General features: G+C 36.1%; 20 protein-coding genes. 4 read left to right on the forward strand and 16 right to left on the reverse strand.

Going from position 1 to position 18,450, the window contains the following annotated elements; genetic code table 11:
- Positions 1–16: 16 nt before the first annotated feature.
- The 13 genes from csrA to ACWZFG_RS04600 form a co-directional block, all read right to left on the reverse strand.
- The gene (gene csrA, locus ACWZFG_RS04540) at positions 17–244 is read right to left on the reverse strand and encodes a carbon storage regulator CsrA (RefSeq protein WP_455577177.1); all 228 of its coding nucleotides are present in this window, start codon (positions 242–244) and stop codon (positions 17–19) included.
- Between the two features lie 4 nt (positions 245–248).
- A complete protein-coding gene (gene fliW / locus ACWZFG_RS04545; RefSeq protein ID WP_455577178.1) occupies positions 249–701 on the reverse strand; it encodes a flagellar assembly protein FliW in 453 nt (150 codons plus the stop codon).
- A gap of 14 nt (positions 702–715) precedes the next feature.
- Positions 716–1,288, reverse strand: coding sequence for a DUF6470 family protein (locus ACWZFG_RS04550; RefSeq protein WP_455577179.1), 573 nt, complete (start codon positions 1,286–1,288; stop codon positions 716–718).
- Between the two features lie 15 nt (positions 1,289–1,303).
- Complete coding sequence (gene flgL, locus ACWZFG_RS04555) at positions 1,304–2,581, reverse strand: flagellar hook-associated protein FlgL (RefSeq protein ID WP_455577180.1); 1,278 nt, start codon at positions 2,579–2,581, stop codon at positions 1,304–1,306.
- A gap of 10 nt (positions 2,582–2,591) precedes the next feature.
- Entirely contained in the window at positions 2,592–4,169 is a 1,578-nt protein-coding gene (flgK, locus tag ACWZFG_RS04560) for a flagellar hook-associated protein FlgK (RefSeq protein ID WP_177505830.1), read from the reverse strand.
- A gap of 17 nt (positions 4,170–4,186) precedes the next feature.
- A complete protein-coding gene (gene flgN, locus ACWZFG_RS04565) occupies positions 4,187–4,672 on the reverse strand; it encodes a flagellar export chaperone FlgN (protein ID WP_177505831.1) in 486 nt (161 codons plus the stop codon).
- A gap of 24 nt (positions 4,673–4,696) precedes the next feature.
- Positions 4,697–5,179, reverse strand: coding sequence for a flagellar protein FlgN (locus ACWZFG_RS04570; protein ID WP_177505832.1), 483 nt, complete (start codon positions 5,177–5,179; stop codon positions 4,697–4,699).
- Between the two features lie 27 nt (positions 5,180–5,206).
- Positions 5,207–5,482, reverse strand: a complete 276-nt coding sequence (flgM, locus tag ACWZFG_RS04575) for a flagellar biosynthesis anti-sigma factor FlgM (protein WP_177505833.1) — start codon at positions 5,480–5,482, stop codon at positions 5,207–5,209.
- 178 nt (positions 5,483–5,660) lie between these two features.
- A complete protein-coding gene (locus tag ACWZFG_RS04580; protein ID WP_177505834.1) occupies positions 5,661–6,071 on the reverse strand; it encodes a flagellar protein in 411 nt (136 codons plus the stop codon).
- A 64-nt stretch (positions 6,072–6,135) separates the two neighbouring features.
- Entirely contained in the window at positions 6,136–6,798 is a 663-nt protein-coding gene (locus ACWZFG_RS04585) for a ComF family protein (RefSeq protein WP_177505835.1), read from the reverse strand.
- 9 nt (positions 6,799–6,807) lie between these two features.
- Positions 6,808–8,943 (reverse strand): SF1B family DNA helicase RecD2, encoded by a 2,136-nt coding sequence (gene recD2, locus ACWZFG_RS04590; protein WP_455577188.1) that lies wholly within the window; start codon positions 8,941–8,943, stop codon positions 6,808–6,810.
- Between the two features lie 302 nt (positions 8,944–9,245).
- Positions 9,246–9,809 (reverse strand): RNA polymerase sigma factor, encoded by a 564-nt coding sequence (locus tag ACWZFG_RS04595; protein ID WP_177505836.1) that lies wholly within the window; start codon positions 9,807–9,809, stop codon positions 9,246–9,248.
- A gap of 140 nt (positions 9,810–9,949) precedes the next feature.
- Positions 9,950–11,866, reverse strand: coding sequence for an ABC-F family ATP-binding cassette domain-containing protein (locus ACWZFG_RS04600; RefSeq protein ID WP_455577181.1), 1,917 nt, complete (start codon positions 11,864–11,866; stop codon positions 9,950–9,952).
- Positions 11,867–12,035: 169 nt separating this feature from the next.
- Here ACWZFG_RS04600 and ACWZFG_RS04605 point away from each other — a divergent pair, with 169 nt between their 5' ends.
- Complete coding sequence (locus ACWZFG_RS04605; protein ID WP_455577182.1) at positions 12,036–12,602, forward strand: hypothetical protein; 567 nt, start codon at positions 12,036–12,038, stop codon at positions 12,600–12,602.
- Here ACWZFG_RS04605 and ACWZFG_RS04610 read toward each other — a convergent pair.
- The 3 genes from ACWZFG_RS04610 to ACWZFG_RS04620 form a co-directional block, all read right to left on the reverse strand.
- Positions 12,513–12,977: a glycosyltransferase gene (locus ACWZFG_RS04610; RefSeq protein ID WP_147670195.1), complete on the reverse strand. Its 465-nt coding sequence runs from the start codon at positions 12,975–12,977 to the stop codon at positions 12,513–12,515. The two genes, ACWZFG_RS04605 and ACWZFG_RS04610, sit on opposite strands and share 90 nt — an antisense overlap.
- 113 nt (positions 12,978–13,090) lie before the next feature.
- Positions 13,091–14,527, reverse strand: coding sequence for an LCP family protein (locus ACWZFG_RS04615; protein ID WP_177505839.1), 1,437 nt, complete (start codon positions 14,525–14,527; stop codon positions 13,091–13,093).
- Positions 14,528–14,671: 144 nt separating this feature from the next.
- A complete protein-coding gene (locus ACWZFG_RS04620) occupies positions 14,672–15,763 on the reverse strand; it encodes a glycosyl hydrolase family 18 protein (protein WP_455577183.1) in 1,092 nt (363 codons plus the stop codon).
- Positions 15,764–15,991: 228 nt separating this feature from the next.
- On the opposite strand from ACWZFG_RS04620, the gene ACWZFG_RS04625 reads away from it, so the two are divergent.
- The 3 genes from ACWZFG_RS04625 (at position 15,992) to ACWZFG_RS04635 (ending at position 18,394) form a co-directional block, all read left to right on the forward strand.
- A complete protein-coding gene (locus ACWZFG_RS04625; RefSeq protein ID WP_455577184.1) occupies positions 15,992–16,618 on the forward strand; it encodes an HD-GYP domain-containing protein in 627 nt (208 codons plus the stop codon).
- A gap of 5 nt (positions 16,619–16,623) precedes the next feature.
- A complete protein-coding gene (locus ACWZFG_RS04630) occupies positions 16,624–17,115 on the forward strand; it encodes an HD-GYP domain-containing protein (protein ID WP_455577185.1) in 492 nt (163 codons plus the stop codon).
- 163 nt (positions 17,116–17,278) lie between these two features.
- The gene (locus tag ACWZFG_RS04635; protein WP_455577186.1) at positions 17,279–18,394 is read left to right on the forward strand and encodes an HD-GYP domain-containing protein; all 1,116 of its coding nucleotides are present in this window, start codon (positions 17,279–17,281) and stop codon (positions 18,392–18,394) included.
- Positions 18,395–18,450: the final 56 nt, after the last annotated feature.

The following is an 18,450-nucleotide window of genomic DNA, read 5'->3' on the forward strand; positions in this document are numbered from 1 at the left end:
GCGTATAGCATATAATTTACTCTTGGGGTAAATTTAAATCTTGCAAATCAATATTTTTGGGCATTGCCACTGCACGTCGATTTTCTTCAACAATTGCTTTATACAATTCTCCACGATAAATCTTAATCTCCCTCGGTGCCTCAATGGCAATGCGCACACTATCTCCTTGTACATCAACAATATTAATTAAAATGTCATCACCAATCATGATCTGCTGTCCAGGTTTGCGCGTTAACGCTAACATATAATTAACGCCCCCTTTCAGCGGATTCTTCTTGAAAGAGTCGGTGTCTTGTAGTATAAACCGTTTTTCCCAGTACAACTTGGCACGCTTGTTTTGTATTAAGATTAATAATCAACGGAGCAACTAAGTTCGCCGTCATATTTTTTATATTTTTATCCGGTATAGACAGAATACTATAAGTTGCAAAATCAGTTGATTCTTTTATTTCTAGCATTGCTAATATCTCATCAGGCAAAACAAATTCATAATCTTTGAAAAACAAAAAAGGATTCGTTAAAAGAAATGCTAAATCCCCTTCATTTAATGATTGTAAAAATACAAACGGTTCATTCTCTCCTAATGGAATCATTACAAATTCCTTTTCTTCCAGAAATCCAGGAATTCCATCAGGGAATCGAATGATTTCCGCTTCATCAATTTCAAGATCCCCAAATCGCGTAGTTGCGATATTTTTCAAATCAATTCTCTCCTTTACGCATAGATATCATATTTACCTTCTGTAACCCACATGCGAATACTTTGTTTTTTATCCAAGTAAGTTTCCGCTGTCCCTTCTTGATAAGATGATTCAACCGGTTTTAAATCCGCCTGAATCCTTGCCTCTCCATATGGCGTATCATTTTGATATTCTCCTAAACTCACCTTAAATACAGGTGCCGCTGGTTGTTTGATTACAATCGTCTTATCATCAGGAATTGTATTGGCGTACGCCAATGATTGCCTAGCAATAACCTTATGATCTCTGCCACCAGCTTCCATTAGCTCACGCCCTTCGCGCGCCCGCCGCTGTGTTCCTTCAGTAGCTTTTTGACTAGCGATTGAATTTTGTTTATCACCAAATGCGTTCCACTGCATTTTACCAATAGAATTCCAAAAGTTTGTTAAGTCAAAATCTATTCTAAGCTGTGTCGTATGAATCTCGAGCTTATAAGGCGCACTATCGCCCGTATATACTTGTGGAAGCTCGGAGTGAATCTCCATCCGACCTTGTTCTGTATGTTGTCCGATTTGAGCATACGTACTACGAATATTTAAGCATTTCATATTACCTCATTCCTTTTACAGGTAATCAGCCAACGATGGCGGTAAAATCTTGCTCCCTACAGATAACGATAACCGATAAACAATTTCCGCCATTTGCAAGTCCGTAATAACTTCATCAACTTTTGCATCACTTACCGAAGAAATATCTCCAGTGATTACCGTATTATTATCCTCAAAAATAGATTTTGTCATCTCATAAGAAGATAATCTTCCGCCAATTTCAGATTCTTTATTAACCACATAATCATGGGCATTATTTGCTAATGTAATTCCTGTTTCGGATAACCAATGTACATCTCCTGAACTTATTTTATCTCTAATTTCATACAGATCATTTAATAAAGATGAACCTTGCCCACCAAAGATATCCGTACCAAATAAATCCGCACCCGTCATATTTACACTATCTGATTCAGGTTTCGCACCGCCATTTTGAATTGGCATTGAAATTTTATTTAAATCTCCATTATATTTCACTACAGTTTTCGTGCTTGTTGAAAGAGTTAGTGTAATTCCACCTACTGTATCAGTATAAGGAATCGAAGTAGTTCCCGTCCCGACATATTGTCCATCCGTATTAATATGATCAAAAGGTCGACCAGTACCGGTTGCATCAAATAGCCCGCCTGTTAAATTTCCAATACTTGCCTCGGCAGGCGTTTTATCTTTTGTTTGGGAAGTCACATACGATTTTTCATAAACTTCTCCATTAGATGGATTTGCATAGTATGTATTACCGTCACTACCAGTCATAACCACTAACTTTTCGGTTCCAAACGTACGCTTTTGGTCCTCATCTAAAGAGTATAAATCAATTTTATTCTCAACTGTCGTCGTTATTACTCCTGTACTATCGGAAGAATATGGTCTTATTTTATCTGATTGACCGGAAAATATATACCTATCTCCTAGTTGACCATTTGCCACTGAAACAATCTGATTAATAATTTCAGTCACTTCATTTGCCGTTGCTTTCATATCCGATGCAGATTGATAGCTATTTGCACTCTGACTTACTCTTTCTGTTATCGTCTTGAGCTGGTCAGCAATTTGACTCATAGATGAATCCGTAGACTTCATCCATGAAACTGCATCATTAAGATTACTCGTAAACTGTTCATTTTGAACTAAACTGCTATTAAATAGCATTGTCCGCACGCAATTTACAGGATTATCCGAAGGGCGATGAATATCTGATCCATCAGTTTTTTCCATCAATTTTTGTTGTCTACCATAAGCATTGTTTAATTGTCTAAGATAATTATTTGACATTTGATTACTACTTACACGCATTTATTTCTCACTACCTTCCTACAGTTCCTGTACTATTGATTAATTTATCTAACATCTCATCCATCGTAGTTAGGCATCTCGAACAAGCGGAATAACCTTTGTTAAATTTAATCATATTTGATAATTCTTCATCCCAGTTTACTCCACAAACTTGCTGACGCCAGCCTTCCACTTGTGAAACAATAGTCTCTTGATTTGTTACATTGCGTTCAGCTTCTTGCGCTTGAATCCCAAGTTGCCCAATCATACCAGTATAATATCCCGTCATACTTTTACCACCAAGGGTTGTACTCGTCGTTACTTGCAATAAATCTCCAAGTAATGAAGCATTTGCACCCGAAGCTGTATTTTCACCGTTTGCATCCGTACTTTTCGAAGCTTTTGCAGCGATTTTATCCGTACCGCCAGTTTCATCAAATTCAGCATTTACTTTTAATGAGTTTAATATATCCACCTTTGTCATGTGAGTACCGCCCACAACATTAGTAACATTGCCATCGGTATCACGCGTCACCGTGCCACCAATACTCCATTGTCCATTGAAATAAACAAGCGTAGAAAAATCAGTATCTGCACCAGCCGCGGTTGTCTTGGGATCGAAGAAATTAATGCCGGTTTCATCATTTAGTCCTACACCAGCCTTATGTTGATCATTAAAATCATTTAGCAAAAACGCTGTCATCGTTGTCATCTGATCCAAATAATTTTTCACATTATCTACAGAATCATAGATCCCTTTTACTGAGCCGTCTTTTACATCCATTGCTATTCCCGTGGATTTTTCTACTAATGTATAAATGGGAATATTATATTCTGGATCTGTATGCACCGATACATCCATTTCCAATCTACTGTTTCCGTCAACAATCGTCGTTCCTCCACATGTAATACTGTAGGAACCATTCGAAAGCTCTGTAACGTCAACCTTCATATATCCCGATAATTTATCCACTAACAAATCTCTTTGGTCGCGTAAGTCATTTGCCCAACCATTCGATCCTGCTTCTAACGTCACAATCTGTTTATTCAAACTCAATATCTGATCTAACGTTTGATTAATCATATCCTTTTGTAAAGATAATTGTGTGTTATTATCAGCAACCAAATCGTCTAGCTGCGTCTTAATATGATTCATCGAATTAACAAGTTGTTTTCCTGTATCTCGAGCAACAACACGATTACTGTATTCACCCGCATTTGTAGATAGCGTCTGCCAGGATTTATAAAATTGGCTAATTACCGTTTGAAGTCCTGTATCTGTAGGCTCTTGAAATACACTTTCGATTTTACTTAATGTATATTGTTGTGTTGTAGACTTATTTAAGTTTGAATTTTCTTTCCAATACTGTCTGTCAGCAAATGTATCTCTTGCTCTAACTACAGAATCAACATCTACGCCAGTACCAATTTTGAAATCTCCATAGACTCCAGGCATAGTTTGCGGCTTTGTTGTTGTTAAATTAACGGTTTGTCTAGAGTAACCTGGCGTAGCAGCATTCGTAATATTATTACCAACTGTATCCAAAGAAACCTGATTTCCATATAAACCTCGTACCATTGTATTTAATCCGCCAAAGGTCGATCTCATTTATTCTTCACTCCTATTTAAATCGTTTGATCAAACATCGCTCGTTTTCTAACTGCCGTTCCCTCTTGCCCTTGCGGTGCATAGGTATCACTTGCGACCGTCTGAGTTAGTACATTAATGTTAAAATCAATAAAACTTTTCGCCCTATTCATCACTTTTCTACTACGCTCATTTCGTTGTTTTAATTTCTCTGAAAATCGAACGATAACATTAGATAAATCTAATAGCTCTCTCATTTGCACAGGCTTTACCAACATGATTGCTTCAACAAACGAGCACGTTTCATCCATTCCGTATCGCTTTCTCACATTTTGAATAATGGATTGGTATCTATTTTCAACTGATGTTAATTTACTTAACAGTTCCTGTTCTCTTTTAAAGACCACTTCGGTTCCTGCAATATCATTCGCTATAAACAATTGATCTTTTTCATCCGATACTGCAAGCAATTCTTGAATAAGCAGAACCATCAAATTCATATCGTTTTTGATTTGTTGCCACATTGGTAATCGTCCTCTCAACTTTGCTTACGCTTCAAAATTCAACCTTTTTTTTCTGTCCACAACTTCTTTGCCACCATCTGCATAAGTAGGAGCAACACTCGCTTGCGACAAAACATTCAATTGATAATTCACAGCTGATAATGCTTGCATCGTTAAATCCGTATTGGTTTTATTATGGGTTTGTACTTTTTCAATAATTTCTTTCAATCTCTCATGTGACTCAATTAAAGATGCCTTATTTTCATCATTGCATTGCAAAATCAATGTTAAGATGTCGGCATTCGCATATTGGTCGTTTATATTTTTTCTAATTTTCAACAGAACTTTTTTTCGATCTCTTTCCAAATGATTTACTACAGATAGCAATACTTGTTCCTGTTTCGTTATCCTTTCAATCTCCGAGATGTTCACACCTACTAATGCAATGCGTTTTTGTTTACTTAACCCTAGCATCTGCTGATAAACTTCCACCAGTTTCGTAAGAATCTCTCTAAGCTCTAGCCACATAAATAAATTTTTCCTTTCTCATGCTTACTACCAACGTGTATTAAGCATCTTTTCAGCTAATACTCTTGAATCAACGCTATATGTCCCTTGAGAAATCTGCATTGATAATGCATCAATTTTCTCTGAACGAATGACCGACGAAGTCTTTGCTTTTTGTAAGACTTCGTGGAAATTTTGCGCCTGTGAAGACAATACAACTTCATCTTTAGCAACGTTTTTCGTCTTGACTTCATTTCGTTGATTACTCACAGATTTCGTATCAACATACCCTTTTATCAAACTTTGAATATTATTAATCATCATTTTTCACACCCACCTCGGGATTTTCTTATTCTATATTTTTATCGAAAAAAAAACCGCAGATATTAATCCGCGATTTTGGGGCATTTTAGTTCATTTTCACTAGTATTCTCTTATTTTCTTATTTTTTCTTAGAAAACCTACTCTTTCATTTTTTCAAATTTTCTTCTGAAAAATCACCTTATCTATATCTGTCCCGTTCCCTGCTATGCATGCCCGCGCCTCTATTCTTATCGCTCTCTATTTGTACTTTCGCTGCACGATCAAGATTTGATTTTTTCACCTGTTCTAAGAAATCAGTATTACATTTATCACACATTCTTCCACCAAAAATTAACGTACCACATACTTCACAAGGATAAGATATATCCGAGATTCCCATAAATCTTCCCGCTTTAATCATCCGAAAAATTGTACGTTCTTTTACTCCCGTAGCTTCATGGATTTCTTCCATAGACGCTTTATTTTTTTCTCGTAAATACTCTACTATCTTCATTTCATCTTTTTCTTCTTGTTCATAGCATGCTGGACACATAGGTACCGTACCGCTAACAAACAACTTCCCGCATTCAGGACAATTTTTCAACCCCATAACCGACAATCCTCCTCAACGACTTCTCTTAAGGCTATTCAACAACCTTATCCTAAATTATCATCTAATATTCAGCATCTGTTGCCAATGCTAACCCAATTACTTTTTTCGCCCCAGCTGATTTTAAAACCTTTGCACATTCATCCATCGTAACACCAGTTGTAAAAATATCATCTACCAAAAGAATCGTACAATCTTGTATATTGTAATTTGGTCTCATAACAAATGCATTCTTAATATTTTTCTGACGCTCTTTGGGACTTAATTCATATTGTGGGACAGTATCTTTTTTTCTCATTAATAAATTCTGCCAAAGCCAGCCTTTTTCCTTTATCCAAGGATAAAAAATTTTTTCACTTTGATTATAGCCACGGCTTTTTAGTCTTGATTCATGCAGCGGTACTGCAGAAACAATATCTATACACTTAAAACTTACCAAATCTCCTTCTCTATTTAAAAGCCAATGAATATGCGGTACATATTTTAATGCTTGATAAAACTTAATATGCTGAATGATTTTTTTCATTCCACTTCTGTACTGACATAACACTTGACACTCATCCAAATATTTCAAATGATGTTGTCTTACATTAATAGTACGAATAGATAAGACTTGCTCTAAACATCTCATACACCATTCGCCTTGCTGCCCAACATAACAACGACAAACCGGACATTTCGGTGGAAACAGCATATTTAAAAACGTATGATAAATTAGCTTGACCATAAAATCACCTTATCCTTGTTGTAAACGTTCAGCTAATAAAGAATATCTTTTTCGCGTTCTATCACTGCTGACTGCCGTATAAAGTGCCGCTTTCGTTCCGAGCAAAATTACTTTATTTTTCGCCCTAGTCACCGCAGTATAGAGTAAATTGCGTTGCAACATAATATGATGACCAGAAGTAAGTGGCATAACGATAACAGGATATTCACTACCTTGACTTTTATGCACACTCATTGCATAAGCAAGCTGTAGTTCAATCAGTTCATTTTTTTCGTAAACTACTTCCGTATCCAAGTAACGAACTTTTGCTTTATCATTATGAATTTCAACGATAAACCCTATATCACCATTAAAAACATTTTTCGTATAATTGTTACGAATCTGCATAACTTTGTCACCAAGCCTAAACGTATAATTCATATTTGCAATTGTCGGTTTGTCATCCTCTTGAGGATTCATTGCATCCTGCAATAAATGATTGAGATTTTCCGTACCACACGTCAACCGATGCATCGGTGTCAATACTTGTATATCTTTATTTGCATCAAAGTCTTCTTTAGGCAATTCGCAGGTACAAATTTCAACAATTGCATTTGCAATATCACGATCATCATTAAATTCTCTAAATTGAAAATCCGTACTTGTTTTACAATCAGGCAACGCACCTCGATTGATTGCATGGGCGTTAAGAACAATCATACTTTCGCCAGCTTGCCTAAAAACTTCTGTAAGACGCACGGTTGGAATTTTCTTTGACCGAATAATATCTTTTAAAACTGCACCTGGGCCAACTGCTGGTAATTGGTCTACGTCCCCAACTAAAATTACCCGACTTCCTCTCGGTACAGCTTCGAGAAAATGACTCAGCAAAGAAATATCCATCATCGAAACTTCATCTATAATAATCACATCTGCTTCTAACGGTTCATCCTCATCACGGGCAAACCCCGTATCAACGCCATTTGACTCCAGCATACGATGCACCGTAATAGCTTCCTTCCCACTGGCCTCGCTAAGCCGTTTTGCCGCCCTGCCCGTTGGCGCTCCGAGTAGAATTTGCATTCCCTGATTTTCGAGCACTTCAATAATTCCCTTTACAACCGTAGTCTTTCCTGTGCCCGGCCCCCCCGTAAGCACCAACACTCCATACTCTAAGGAAGACACAACGGCTTCACGTTGTTTCGCAGCTAAAACAATCCCACTCTTCTCTTCCCATTCAGCCACTTCTTCATTCGCAGCTTCAGAAGATAAAGGCTGTGCATAATCTCTTAGCTGTAATAACCGCTGAGCTACATTTTTTTCTGCATAATAAAGGTTGGGCGGATAAATCAGCATTTCATTTCCCTGCTCTTCAAAACATAGCTTTTCATCTTTTAATAAACGGGTAATTTCTCTAGCCACATCACTGCGTTCAATCACCAATAACTTTGCTGTCTGTTCTACAAGCATTGCTTCAGGTACACAACAATGTCCTAGGTTGGCAATCTGTAATAGAGCATAATGAATCCCTGCAACAATACGTGATTCATCATTTTTTTCAACACCTAATGCATTAGCAATCTGATCAGCCGTACGAAATCCAATTCCATCAACATCTCGCGCTAAGCGATAAGGATCATTTTTAACGACTTCAACAGAAAAAGAACCATATTTAGCAAAGATTTTTCCACCATAAGTTCCCGATACTCCATGTGATTCAAGAAAAATCATCACTTCGCGAAGCTCCGCCTGCTCACTATAAGCCAAGTGAATAGCTTCTGCTTTTTTTCTTCCGATTCCATCTACCTCTTGTAAACGTTTCGGTGAATATTCAATAATTTGCAGTGTTTCCGAGCCAAATTTATCAACGAGACGTTTTGCCATTGCCGCACCGACCCCTTTGATTACTCCAGAAGCAAGAAATCGTTCAATTCCTTTGACATTTGTCGGTTCTATACGCTTTATTCCTGTAGCTTTGAATTGCTCACCAAACTTAGGATGCGATGTCCATTCGCCAATCAATTCAACTTGTTCACCAACGAGTGGAGCAGGAGCATTTGTCGTAACATTAATCAGCCCTTTATTCCCAGAGGGTTTTATTTTAAATACTGAAAATCTCCCATCATCACTTTCAAAGATAACGACTTCTACTATTCCTTCTATCATTAGGCCGTCAAAATCCACTGCTAAACTCCTCCGCACTTATGTTCTATATGTAAATATCTATTCTCGTTCATTACATAAAATCCTGTTTTAAAATAGCAAAAAGCACTATTTCAAGATGAAATAGTGCTTTTTTGCTTGAGTCGGGCTAATAATTATTTTCGTTAAGTACCTTTATCGTACTTAAACTCAAAAAACTATCCATCAACTCGTTAAAGAATTACCTCTCCATCGCAATCCTTTAACCGTAGTTTCATTATACTGATCTTTTCAATAAATGTAAATATCCATCACAAGTTGTATTTTCATATCAATTGCATAGATTTGCGAAGCTTTGCAATACCACGATTACGAAGACTAAATACCGCTTGAGGCGATATATTGAGCAACTTACTCGTCTCCGTTAACCCTTTTTCGAATACTAAAGTAAGTAAAACTGCCTGCCGTTGTTTTTTCGGTAAAAATTCTATCCATCGCATCAATTCTTCTGTTAATAATTTATGCTCTATCTCTAACTCAATATCAACACCAGCTACCAACTGCTCTAATAAACTTAAATCTTCACCTTGCTGAACTTCTACACTGTATTCTTTTTCCCAACGACCTCGTTCGCGTTTAAATAAATTCCACATCGCAAACTTTAATTTACTTTGTATATACCCTTCAAAGGGGACTCCCATCGAGTCATTATAAATTTTTACCCCTTCTACGACTGTAAGAAACCCAATCGACATAGCTTCTTCAGCAATTGGACGTAAATGCGATTGATAGGCAAGTTTCTTTATCAGCCCAGTAAACCGTTCACAAATTTCTTGAAAAGCAGCTTTATCTCCTTCTTTTGCCATCTCAACTAACTTATTTAACTTCATTTTCTCACCTTAGGTGAGAAACCGGTTTCTCTTATATTAGCGCTTAGCTATACTATATAAAACCTATCGCCATAGAACAAAAACCGACTCAGTGCAAGTCAATGCACGAGTCGGCCTTTGTCTTATTCTTTGATTGTCAGTTACGATTCCTCTTCACTACACTGCGCCCAAAGATCATATTTTTCAGCAAGTTCACTTTCTACTCTTTGATATTCCTCTGCTAACTTTTTACTATTCTCAGCATCTGTATGATTTTCTGGGGTATTTAACTGAAACTCAATGCCCTTTAACTCCATCTCTAACATAGCAATCTCACCTTCATATTTTTGCATGAGTTCGATACGTTTACCGCCACTTAAATTACGTGGTTTGCCTTTTTTCGATTCCAGCTTCGCCGCAATAGCTTGCTTAGGTTTACGACCCTCAATCTCTCTTGCTAACTCAGCCGCTTCTTTTTGCGCCTCTAATTTTTTATCATGATAATAACTATAGTTTCCGTTGTATTCGGTTAATACACCACCTGCTAATTCAAACGTACCATTCGTTACTTTATCCAAAAAATAGCGGTCATGGGAAACGGTAATAAACGTACCCGGAAACGCCATTAATGCTTCTTCTACCGCTTCTTTCGCTGGAATGTCTAAATGATTCGTCGGTTCGTCGAGTACGAGAAAATTAGCGCCCGTAAGCATTAATTTCAAAAATGCCAACCGTGATTTTTCACCACCACTTAAATCACCAATGATTTTATAAACATCATCTCCATGAAACAAAAATGCTCCTAAGTAATGTCTTGCTTGTTCTTCTGTTAAATCATATTCATAAATTAATTCATCTAAAAGTCTATTTTCCAGATTTAATCCTTCATGTTGTTGCGAAAAATATCCCATCTTGACACGGCTGCCCAACTTCACTTTTCCATTGATAGCTTCCATTTCACCTACAAGGATTTTGAGAAGTGTTGTTTTTCCCGCACCATTCGGACCTACCAATGCAATCCCATCACCATTTCGAATTAACATTGAAATATGCTTGAATATTTCTTGACTTCCATATGCTGCCGCAACATCTTCTAATTCCGCAACTCGCTGTGCACATTCACTTGGCGGATTAAATGCAAAATAATTAAACCCAACACTATTGGGAGGCAATACAATGCGCGCTAAACGATTCAACTGCTTTTCTCTGCCACGTGCCTGTTTTGACTTGATTCCCGCTTTGTACCTACGGATATATTCTTCTGTTTTTGTAATATACACTTGCTGCTTTTGATATGCACTCTCCAATGCAGCGCGGCGCTCTGCTTTAAGTTCAGTAAATCTACTATAATTCCCAGTATAAGCAACAACTTCTTTATTTTCTAATTCAATTATCCGATTCGCCACGCGGTCAAGGAAAAAACGGTCATGAGAAATAATCAATACTCCACCTGAGTACCCAATAAGAAAGTCCTCTAACCATTCTACCATTTCAATATCTAAATGATTTGTTGGCTCGTCCAAAAATAAAAAATCGGGACGACGAATCAAAGCTTTCGCCAAACAAATCCTCGTTTTCTGCCCACCAGAGAAATGATTTACATTCTTTTTAAAATCTTCCGCCGTAAATCCAAGCCCTGTAGCAACGCGTTTAATCATACTTTCATAATCATAGCCACTTGCCCGTTCAAATTTATCAACTACATGCGCGTATTCTTTCATTAAAGATGCAAGCGCTGCTTCATCTTTCTCTTTTGCAATACGTTCTTCGATCTCTTTCATCTCTTCTTGCCAAGCTAAAACATCTTCAAAGGCTTTTGATAGTTCTTCCCATAAAGTCCAGGATTCTAACTCCGCCTCTTGCTCAACATAGCCGATGGTATCCGTACTCGCTAAAACAACTTGTCCACTATCAGCCTCCTCTAGCCCCATTAAACAGCGCATCAACGTACTTTTTCCCGTACCATTTGCACCAATAAAACCAATTTTATCTCCACCGGCTATTTCAAAACTTACATCATGAAAAAGTTCTTCAATGCCGAATGCTTTGTTTAGCTGACTTACGCGTAAAATGCCCATTTATTCACCTCAAAATTATGCCTCACTATTATTTATTATAGTAGAAAATGATAGATTATCCAAGTCCATGAAATATACTACCACCTTTCTTTTAATGCTTGCTATTTTGTTAAATTTTTGCTATTATTTATTTTAGATTTTAGAACATATGTTCGAAAGGAGTTTTTGAATGAACCATATTATACCAATAAATAACGAGATTGCAGCCATTCTTCCGATTTATACTGCATCTGGAAATTCTACGCAGCTATTACTGACAAACGGAGAAGAAATCTCTTCCCCCCTCAAAGCAGCAACGATTATCCGCCGACTTGCATATAGGCAGACAATCGATTTGCTCGCTTTAAAGGCAAAAGCAGCCCAAATCACTCAATCGACAATTTGGCAACCCCTAGTACTGGCCCCTGATCTGGTACTAGTTCCATTAAAAACAAGAAATCCTAAAATCAGCGGAGACGCCACTGGCGGCTATATAAATTTTCCTCATATAGTTTCAATAAAATCTATTGAAAAAAGTACACGATTACACCTCACAGGAAATCATTTTGTTACTTCACTATGGAAGCTAACTACCGTTCAAATGCATTTACGTCAGGCGCATCTCTTCTTGCTTAATGAAGCATTTACAAAAGATAGAACACAGTTGCTACAAGATAAACTGCTTTGTATGTGGCTTGAAAATCCAAGTAACAATTTCGCAGAACTCCTTCGGATTTATGCAATGAATCGTATCTAAAAATTGTATAAAGTCTCCTTTTGCAGCATTTGACATCGCCTGAAAAGAGCTATTTTGTTCATTGTATTGAATAACCATAAGTGATGCATATTCTCTCTCAAGTCGTTTTGCAATCGAAAATGTTAAATCCTGCGAATAATCATCATAAATGATGACATCGCAATTCATTTCGGCAATTTCAATTTCCAACATTAAATGACGAATCATCTCTTCGATATCTTCTTCAATATCTTTCACTAAAACGACGATGCTAAATGCATAATGCTCCTTGATCTTCAGTTCTTTGTGCCACAACCATAAATCTTTGATAAAGCAATACCCTCCAAAGATAGCAAAAGATAATAACACTACACTTACGCAATAACTAAATTCCATATTTATCACCCCACTTCACAGGTGTGATAGTATATGCAACTTGCAAACATATTGATAATCAAAAGAGGATACTTAGGGAGCTATTACACTCCCAAGTATCCTCTTTAATTTTATTAACTTCCATAATCCTTACCAATAACAACCGTAGCAAAATTTTCAGTACTCTCCTCTGGGTTTACTTGAATTGAATAATTAAATGGCAACGCCGCAAATTTACCAACTACGGAGCTATCTGAAGTATTCGTAATGACAACCGTCTTCTTATATGGAGCTGTCATATTAGAAACTCCGGTAACGGTGAATCCTTGATTTCGTAATATGGAAGCTACTTCGCTTCCCGCTCCATCAATTCCACTTGCATTTACTACTTCTACATGGATAGTTGAAGAACGTGTTTTTTTCTGCTCGCTTTCTTTATTTGCTCCTGACTTTTTATCTATATCTGCTTTTTTAGCTGTGTCAGTTGCATCTTTTTTATCCTTATTTTTATCTTTTAATTTATCGGTTTCTTTGTCTTTATCCCCAAGTGGCAATGATTTCGGCTCATCTACGATCTTCATTTCCTTAGGAATTGAAGTTTCATATTCAACCGCTTCTTGTTGCATCGCTTTTGCTACGCGGTCATCCATTTTTACATCAAGAATAGTTGCTAAAGATTGTCTCAATTTTACAACATCAGGAAGCCAGTAGCTAATATCCTCAATATAGGCAGGTTTCCCTGGCACCATATCCGCATTCAAACCTTTTTCTTTCGCTTCTTTTAAAATACCAGCCAAACTTACCATCTTGCTAATTGACATATCCGTTTCAATTGCTGCACTTACTTCTTGAATAATGCTTGGTATTTTAGGAATAATGCTTGGACTTGCAACTTTATCCATCACCGCACGCAGGAATTTTTGTTGTCTAGCAATTCGGCCAATATCGCCTTCTTCATCACGATATCTTACATACGTAATTGCAGTTTTTCCATCCATATGCTGCATCCCAGGACGTAAATCGATAACGAGTCCACCGTCATCATCCCATGGGTCCTCATAATACATGCGCTTTTCAACATCAATATCAATACCGCCAATGGCATCGATAATTCGCTCAAACGCTTTCGTATCAATTAAAACATAATAATCAATAGGAATTCCCAATAAACCTTCTACGGTATCTTTCGTTAACTTATGTCCACCATATGCATAGGCATGATTAATTTTGTCATAGCCATGCCCTGCAATTTTCACACGTGTATCACGTGGTATTGATAAGATAGCTGCTGCTTTTTTTCCTGGGTCAACCGTTGCAACAAATAAAGTGTCCGATCTGCCAACATCATCTTCGCGACGATCTACACCCATAACCATAATATTAACTTTATCTTCTGCTACCATTAGCCCTTCTTCAGCACGATTTCTATTACCAAAAAATTTAGAATCAAACCAATAATATGCGGCGCATGTAGTCGCAATAAAAATACATAAAAGAATCACTACTGTAATAATTCTTTTTCTTCTTCTACGTCTTTGCCTTATTACTCGATCTTGCAAAGTTTCACTCACAAGGACATCTCCTCCAGTCAACTCATCAATGACAAATTAACTCCTAGTTCTTTATTTTATATGACAATAAACAAAGCCCCGATATATGGGGCTTTGCTTAGTATATCAAATATTTACTTGATTCGTCAATATTTTAAAAAGTCATTATTTAGGAAAAATTTCATTGACTTTTCCCCATATATCTGGAGATTCTTGCCCAAGTCGCCAGATTGCAATTCCCGCAACATCATATTTTGCTACGATATTTAATTTAGCAGCTGTACTTCGTGCATCTTCAAACCAAACTTCGTGATCATCGTACTTAAAATATGGGGCTTGATATTTCTCATCATATTTAATTTCTGCACCTTTTTGCGATGCTAATACAGTCGCATCTGGATAAGTGATTGTCTCTCCTTTATTGTTTGCATCCCAATTATATCCATATGCACTTACGCCAATTAATACTTTATTCGGACTTCCACATTGCTCTATTGCATATTGTACATTTTTTTCATACCAATCTATTGGAGCAATAGGACCAGGCTCAGATGTTGACCAATGATTATCATACGTCATAATTTGCAAATAGTCTGCATTTTGTGCAAGTTTTTGGTAATCATATGCTCCCGATACAGACTCATGTACATCAATCTGAGGAAATACCGAAATAATCACAGTTTTATTTATTGCTTTCATTCTTGGATACAGCTCCGTCATAAAAGAAGTTAGGTTTTCTCTTTGTTCTGGTGGTAATAATTCAAAATCAATATTAATTCCATCATACTTTTTTTCTTTCACAATTTTCACTATGTTATCCACTGATTTACTGCGAATTGTAGGATTTCCTAAAATACTTTCTGTTGCTTCACGTTTATTTGTGACTAACGGATAAATTTTCAATCCCATTTGACGCGCTGTATCAACTACGTCTTGGCTTTCTTTTGAATCTACAACCCCATCGGTTCCAACCCTATACCAAAATGGCGCAATCGCAGTTAAGTTTTGCCCATTTTGTTTTAAGCTTGGGAATGATCCTGTAATTTCACTTGTTCCAGCCCAAGGATTCTCATAATAGCCAAGAATAATGCGTTCTTTAGGTTTCAATTTGCCTATAAACCCCTGCAACCATTCTACCGCCTGATCAGGCTCAACGCTTTGTTTTGGAATATTGCTTGTATCACAACCACTCAATGATATTAATAGCACAAAAGTCAACATTATGCTGATAATCAATGAAAGCTTTTTCTTTATCACCACAAATTCACCTCTATATTTTTATTTACATTTAGTATAGTGCTAATTATAATTTTTATACTTGCTGTTGATATTTTAAAGGGTTTTTAATTTAATGCGACGAAAGCTTCTAGAATGTAAAATTTTCAGAGATAACGTCGTTTTAAGTAATTTTTTCTTAAAATAAACATCAAAAAATTTATTATTATAAATATTTTATTATGAATCACGGATGAACCGAGGTAAGATATGCAAAAGATTTCCACCTGTAATTTGCGACCTGGGATGATAGTCGCTTTAAATATCTATAATACGAACGGAAATAAATTATTAACTAAAGGCACCATTTTGAACAAAACCTATATTGACAGATTAAATGCATTATATATTCCTGGTATTTATGTGTCCTTAGGCAATCCAACATTAGATATTAATACACCAGAAGATATTTTAAAAGAATCTGTACGTGTTGAGGCCACTAAAGCTCTTTATCGTGCCTTTCAAAAATGTCAGTTAACAGAAGATTTAGACACGAAATCTCTAACAGATACAACGAATATGATTATTGATAATTTGTTACAGAATTCAAATAATATTATTCAAATGACTGAAATTCGTAAGTTTGACACTTATACTTTTTCACACTCAATTAGCGTATGTGTATTATCAACAATCATCGGAATTTTAAAGCAGTACAGTAAGAAGCGTTTATACGAAATTGCTTTCGGCGCTTTACTTCACGATATCGGAAAACTTAAAATTCCTTTAGAAATTTTAAATAAAAATGGGCGCTTAACTGCTGAAGAAATGAATGTGATGAAAAAGCATTCCGAGTTAGGATTTTTCTTATTAAGAAAAATAAAAATCTTTCTGTAGTTCCCATGCACGTTGCTTTTCAACACCATGAAAAATATGATGGATCAGGCTATCCACGTGGACTAAAAGGTAAAGCAATTCACGAATATGCTAGGGTTGTTGCAATCGCGGATGTCTATGATGCATTGACTTCAGATCGACCTTATAAGTCATCAGTTCCACCTTATGAAGCTTATAAAATTATGGTAAAAGAAAGTGGCAATCATTTCGATCCAGACATTCTTGAATTATTTTTTGAACACGTTGCTATCTTTCCAGTTGGAACTACAGTGAAGTTAAATGATGGCTCTTTTGGCATTGTTACAGAAATCGAAATAGGAAAAACCTTCACTCCTAAAGTAAAACTTATCGCAACTAACGACAAAATTGCAATTAACGAAAACATTTCCGTTGATTTAAGCGTCGAAACAAGTCTTTATATTGAAAAATCGCTAGATGAAAACGAAATTTTTGATTTAATGAAGACTACATTTAATATAAAATTTTCCGATAATTAGTACCTAAAAGCAAGTTTTTATGGGAATATAAGCCTATATTTATCAATAAATATCAAATTAGTTAATATAATCAAAAATTTTGTTGATTTAATACATTAAATTCGTTAAAATAAGTATAGAGCAAAATTTATCCAGGGATTAATAACTTTAGAAGGGTTTTATCATGCAGAGAATATCTATCAAGCATCTAAAAAGTGGGATGATTGTTGCCCGCAACATTTATGACGCGGATGGTCATAAACTACTTAGCAAGGATGTAATTTTAAATGAGCAGTACATAGCACGTTTGCACAATTTAACTATTCCTGCAGTGTATGTAAAATTCAGTAACGATGACAATATAAACTACCCAGATGATATAGTTTCTGAACAAACAAGAGTCAGAGCTATTAAAAGTCTCAATATAGCCTTTCGTAAATGCCAATTGACAAACACTGTAGACTTAAAATTAATGAAAGAAATTACAAGAAACATTCTTGATGCATTGCTCGTCAATAGAACGAATATCGTCCAAATGAACGATATCCGCTGTTATGATGATTATACATTTGCCCATTCCGTAAATGTTTGCATTTTATCAACCATGTTAGCGATTAGTTGTCAATACCCAATAAAAAAATTACTAGAAATTTCTTTAGGCGCATTATTGCATGATGTTGGGAAGATAAAAATTCCACAAAAAATTTTAAATAAACCAGCATCTCTTAGTGAGGAAGAATTTGCTGTAATAAAAAAGCATTCGGAATATGGATTTGATATCTTGCGTCAATCCCAAGATATGTCGGTTGTTCCTATGCATGTTGCATTTCAACACCATGAAAAGTTTAATGGAACTGGTTATCCCAGAGGCTTAAAAGGTACAGAAATTCACGAATATGCACGAATCGTTGCAATTGCTGATGTTTATGATGCAATTACTTCTGATCGGCCTTATAAAAATGCTTGTGCTCCCTATGAAGCATATAAAATTATGGTACAAAACAGTAATTTACAGTTTGACAATATATTATTAGAAAAATTTTTTTCCTATATCGCAGTTTTTCCTGTAGGATCCATTGTGCAATTAAATTCCGGCGAATATGCTTTAGTAGTCGCTGTTGAACAAGGATTCACTTTTTCCCCCACAGTTAAACTATTAGCAACAGCAAATAGAGATATGCTTAAAAATAGGGTGACGCTGAATTTGAAACTTGAAAATATGCCATATATTGATCGTATGCTATGCGAAACTGAATCAATTGAATTTAATGCCTTACTATATAATAAAAAGAGCGATTAATTGAATCGCTCTTTTTATTATATAAATTATTTACATTCCAAACATATAAAATTTCA

Source organism: Anaerosinus sp., from assembly GCF_965318445.1.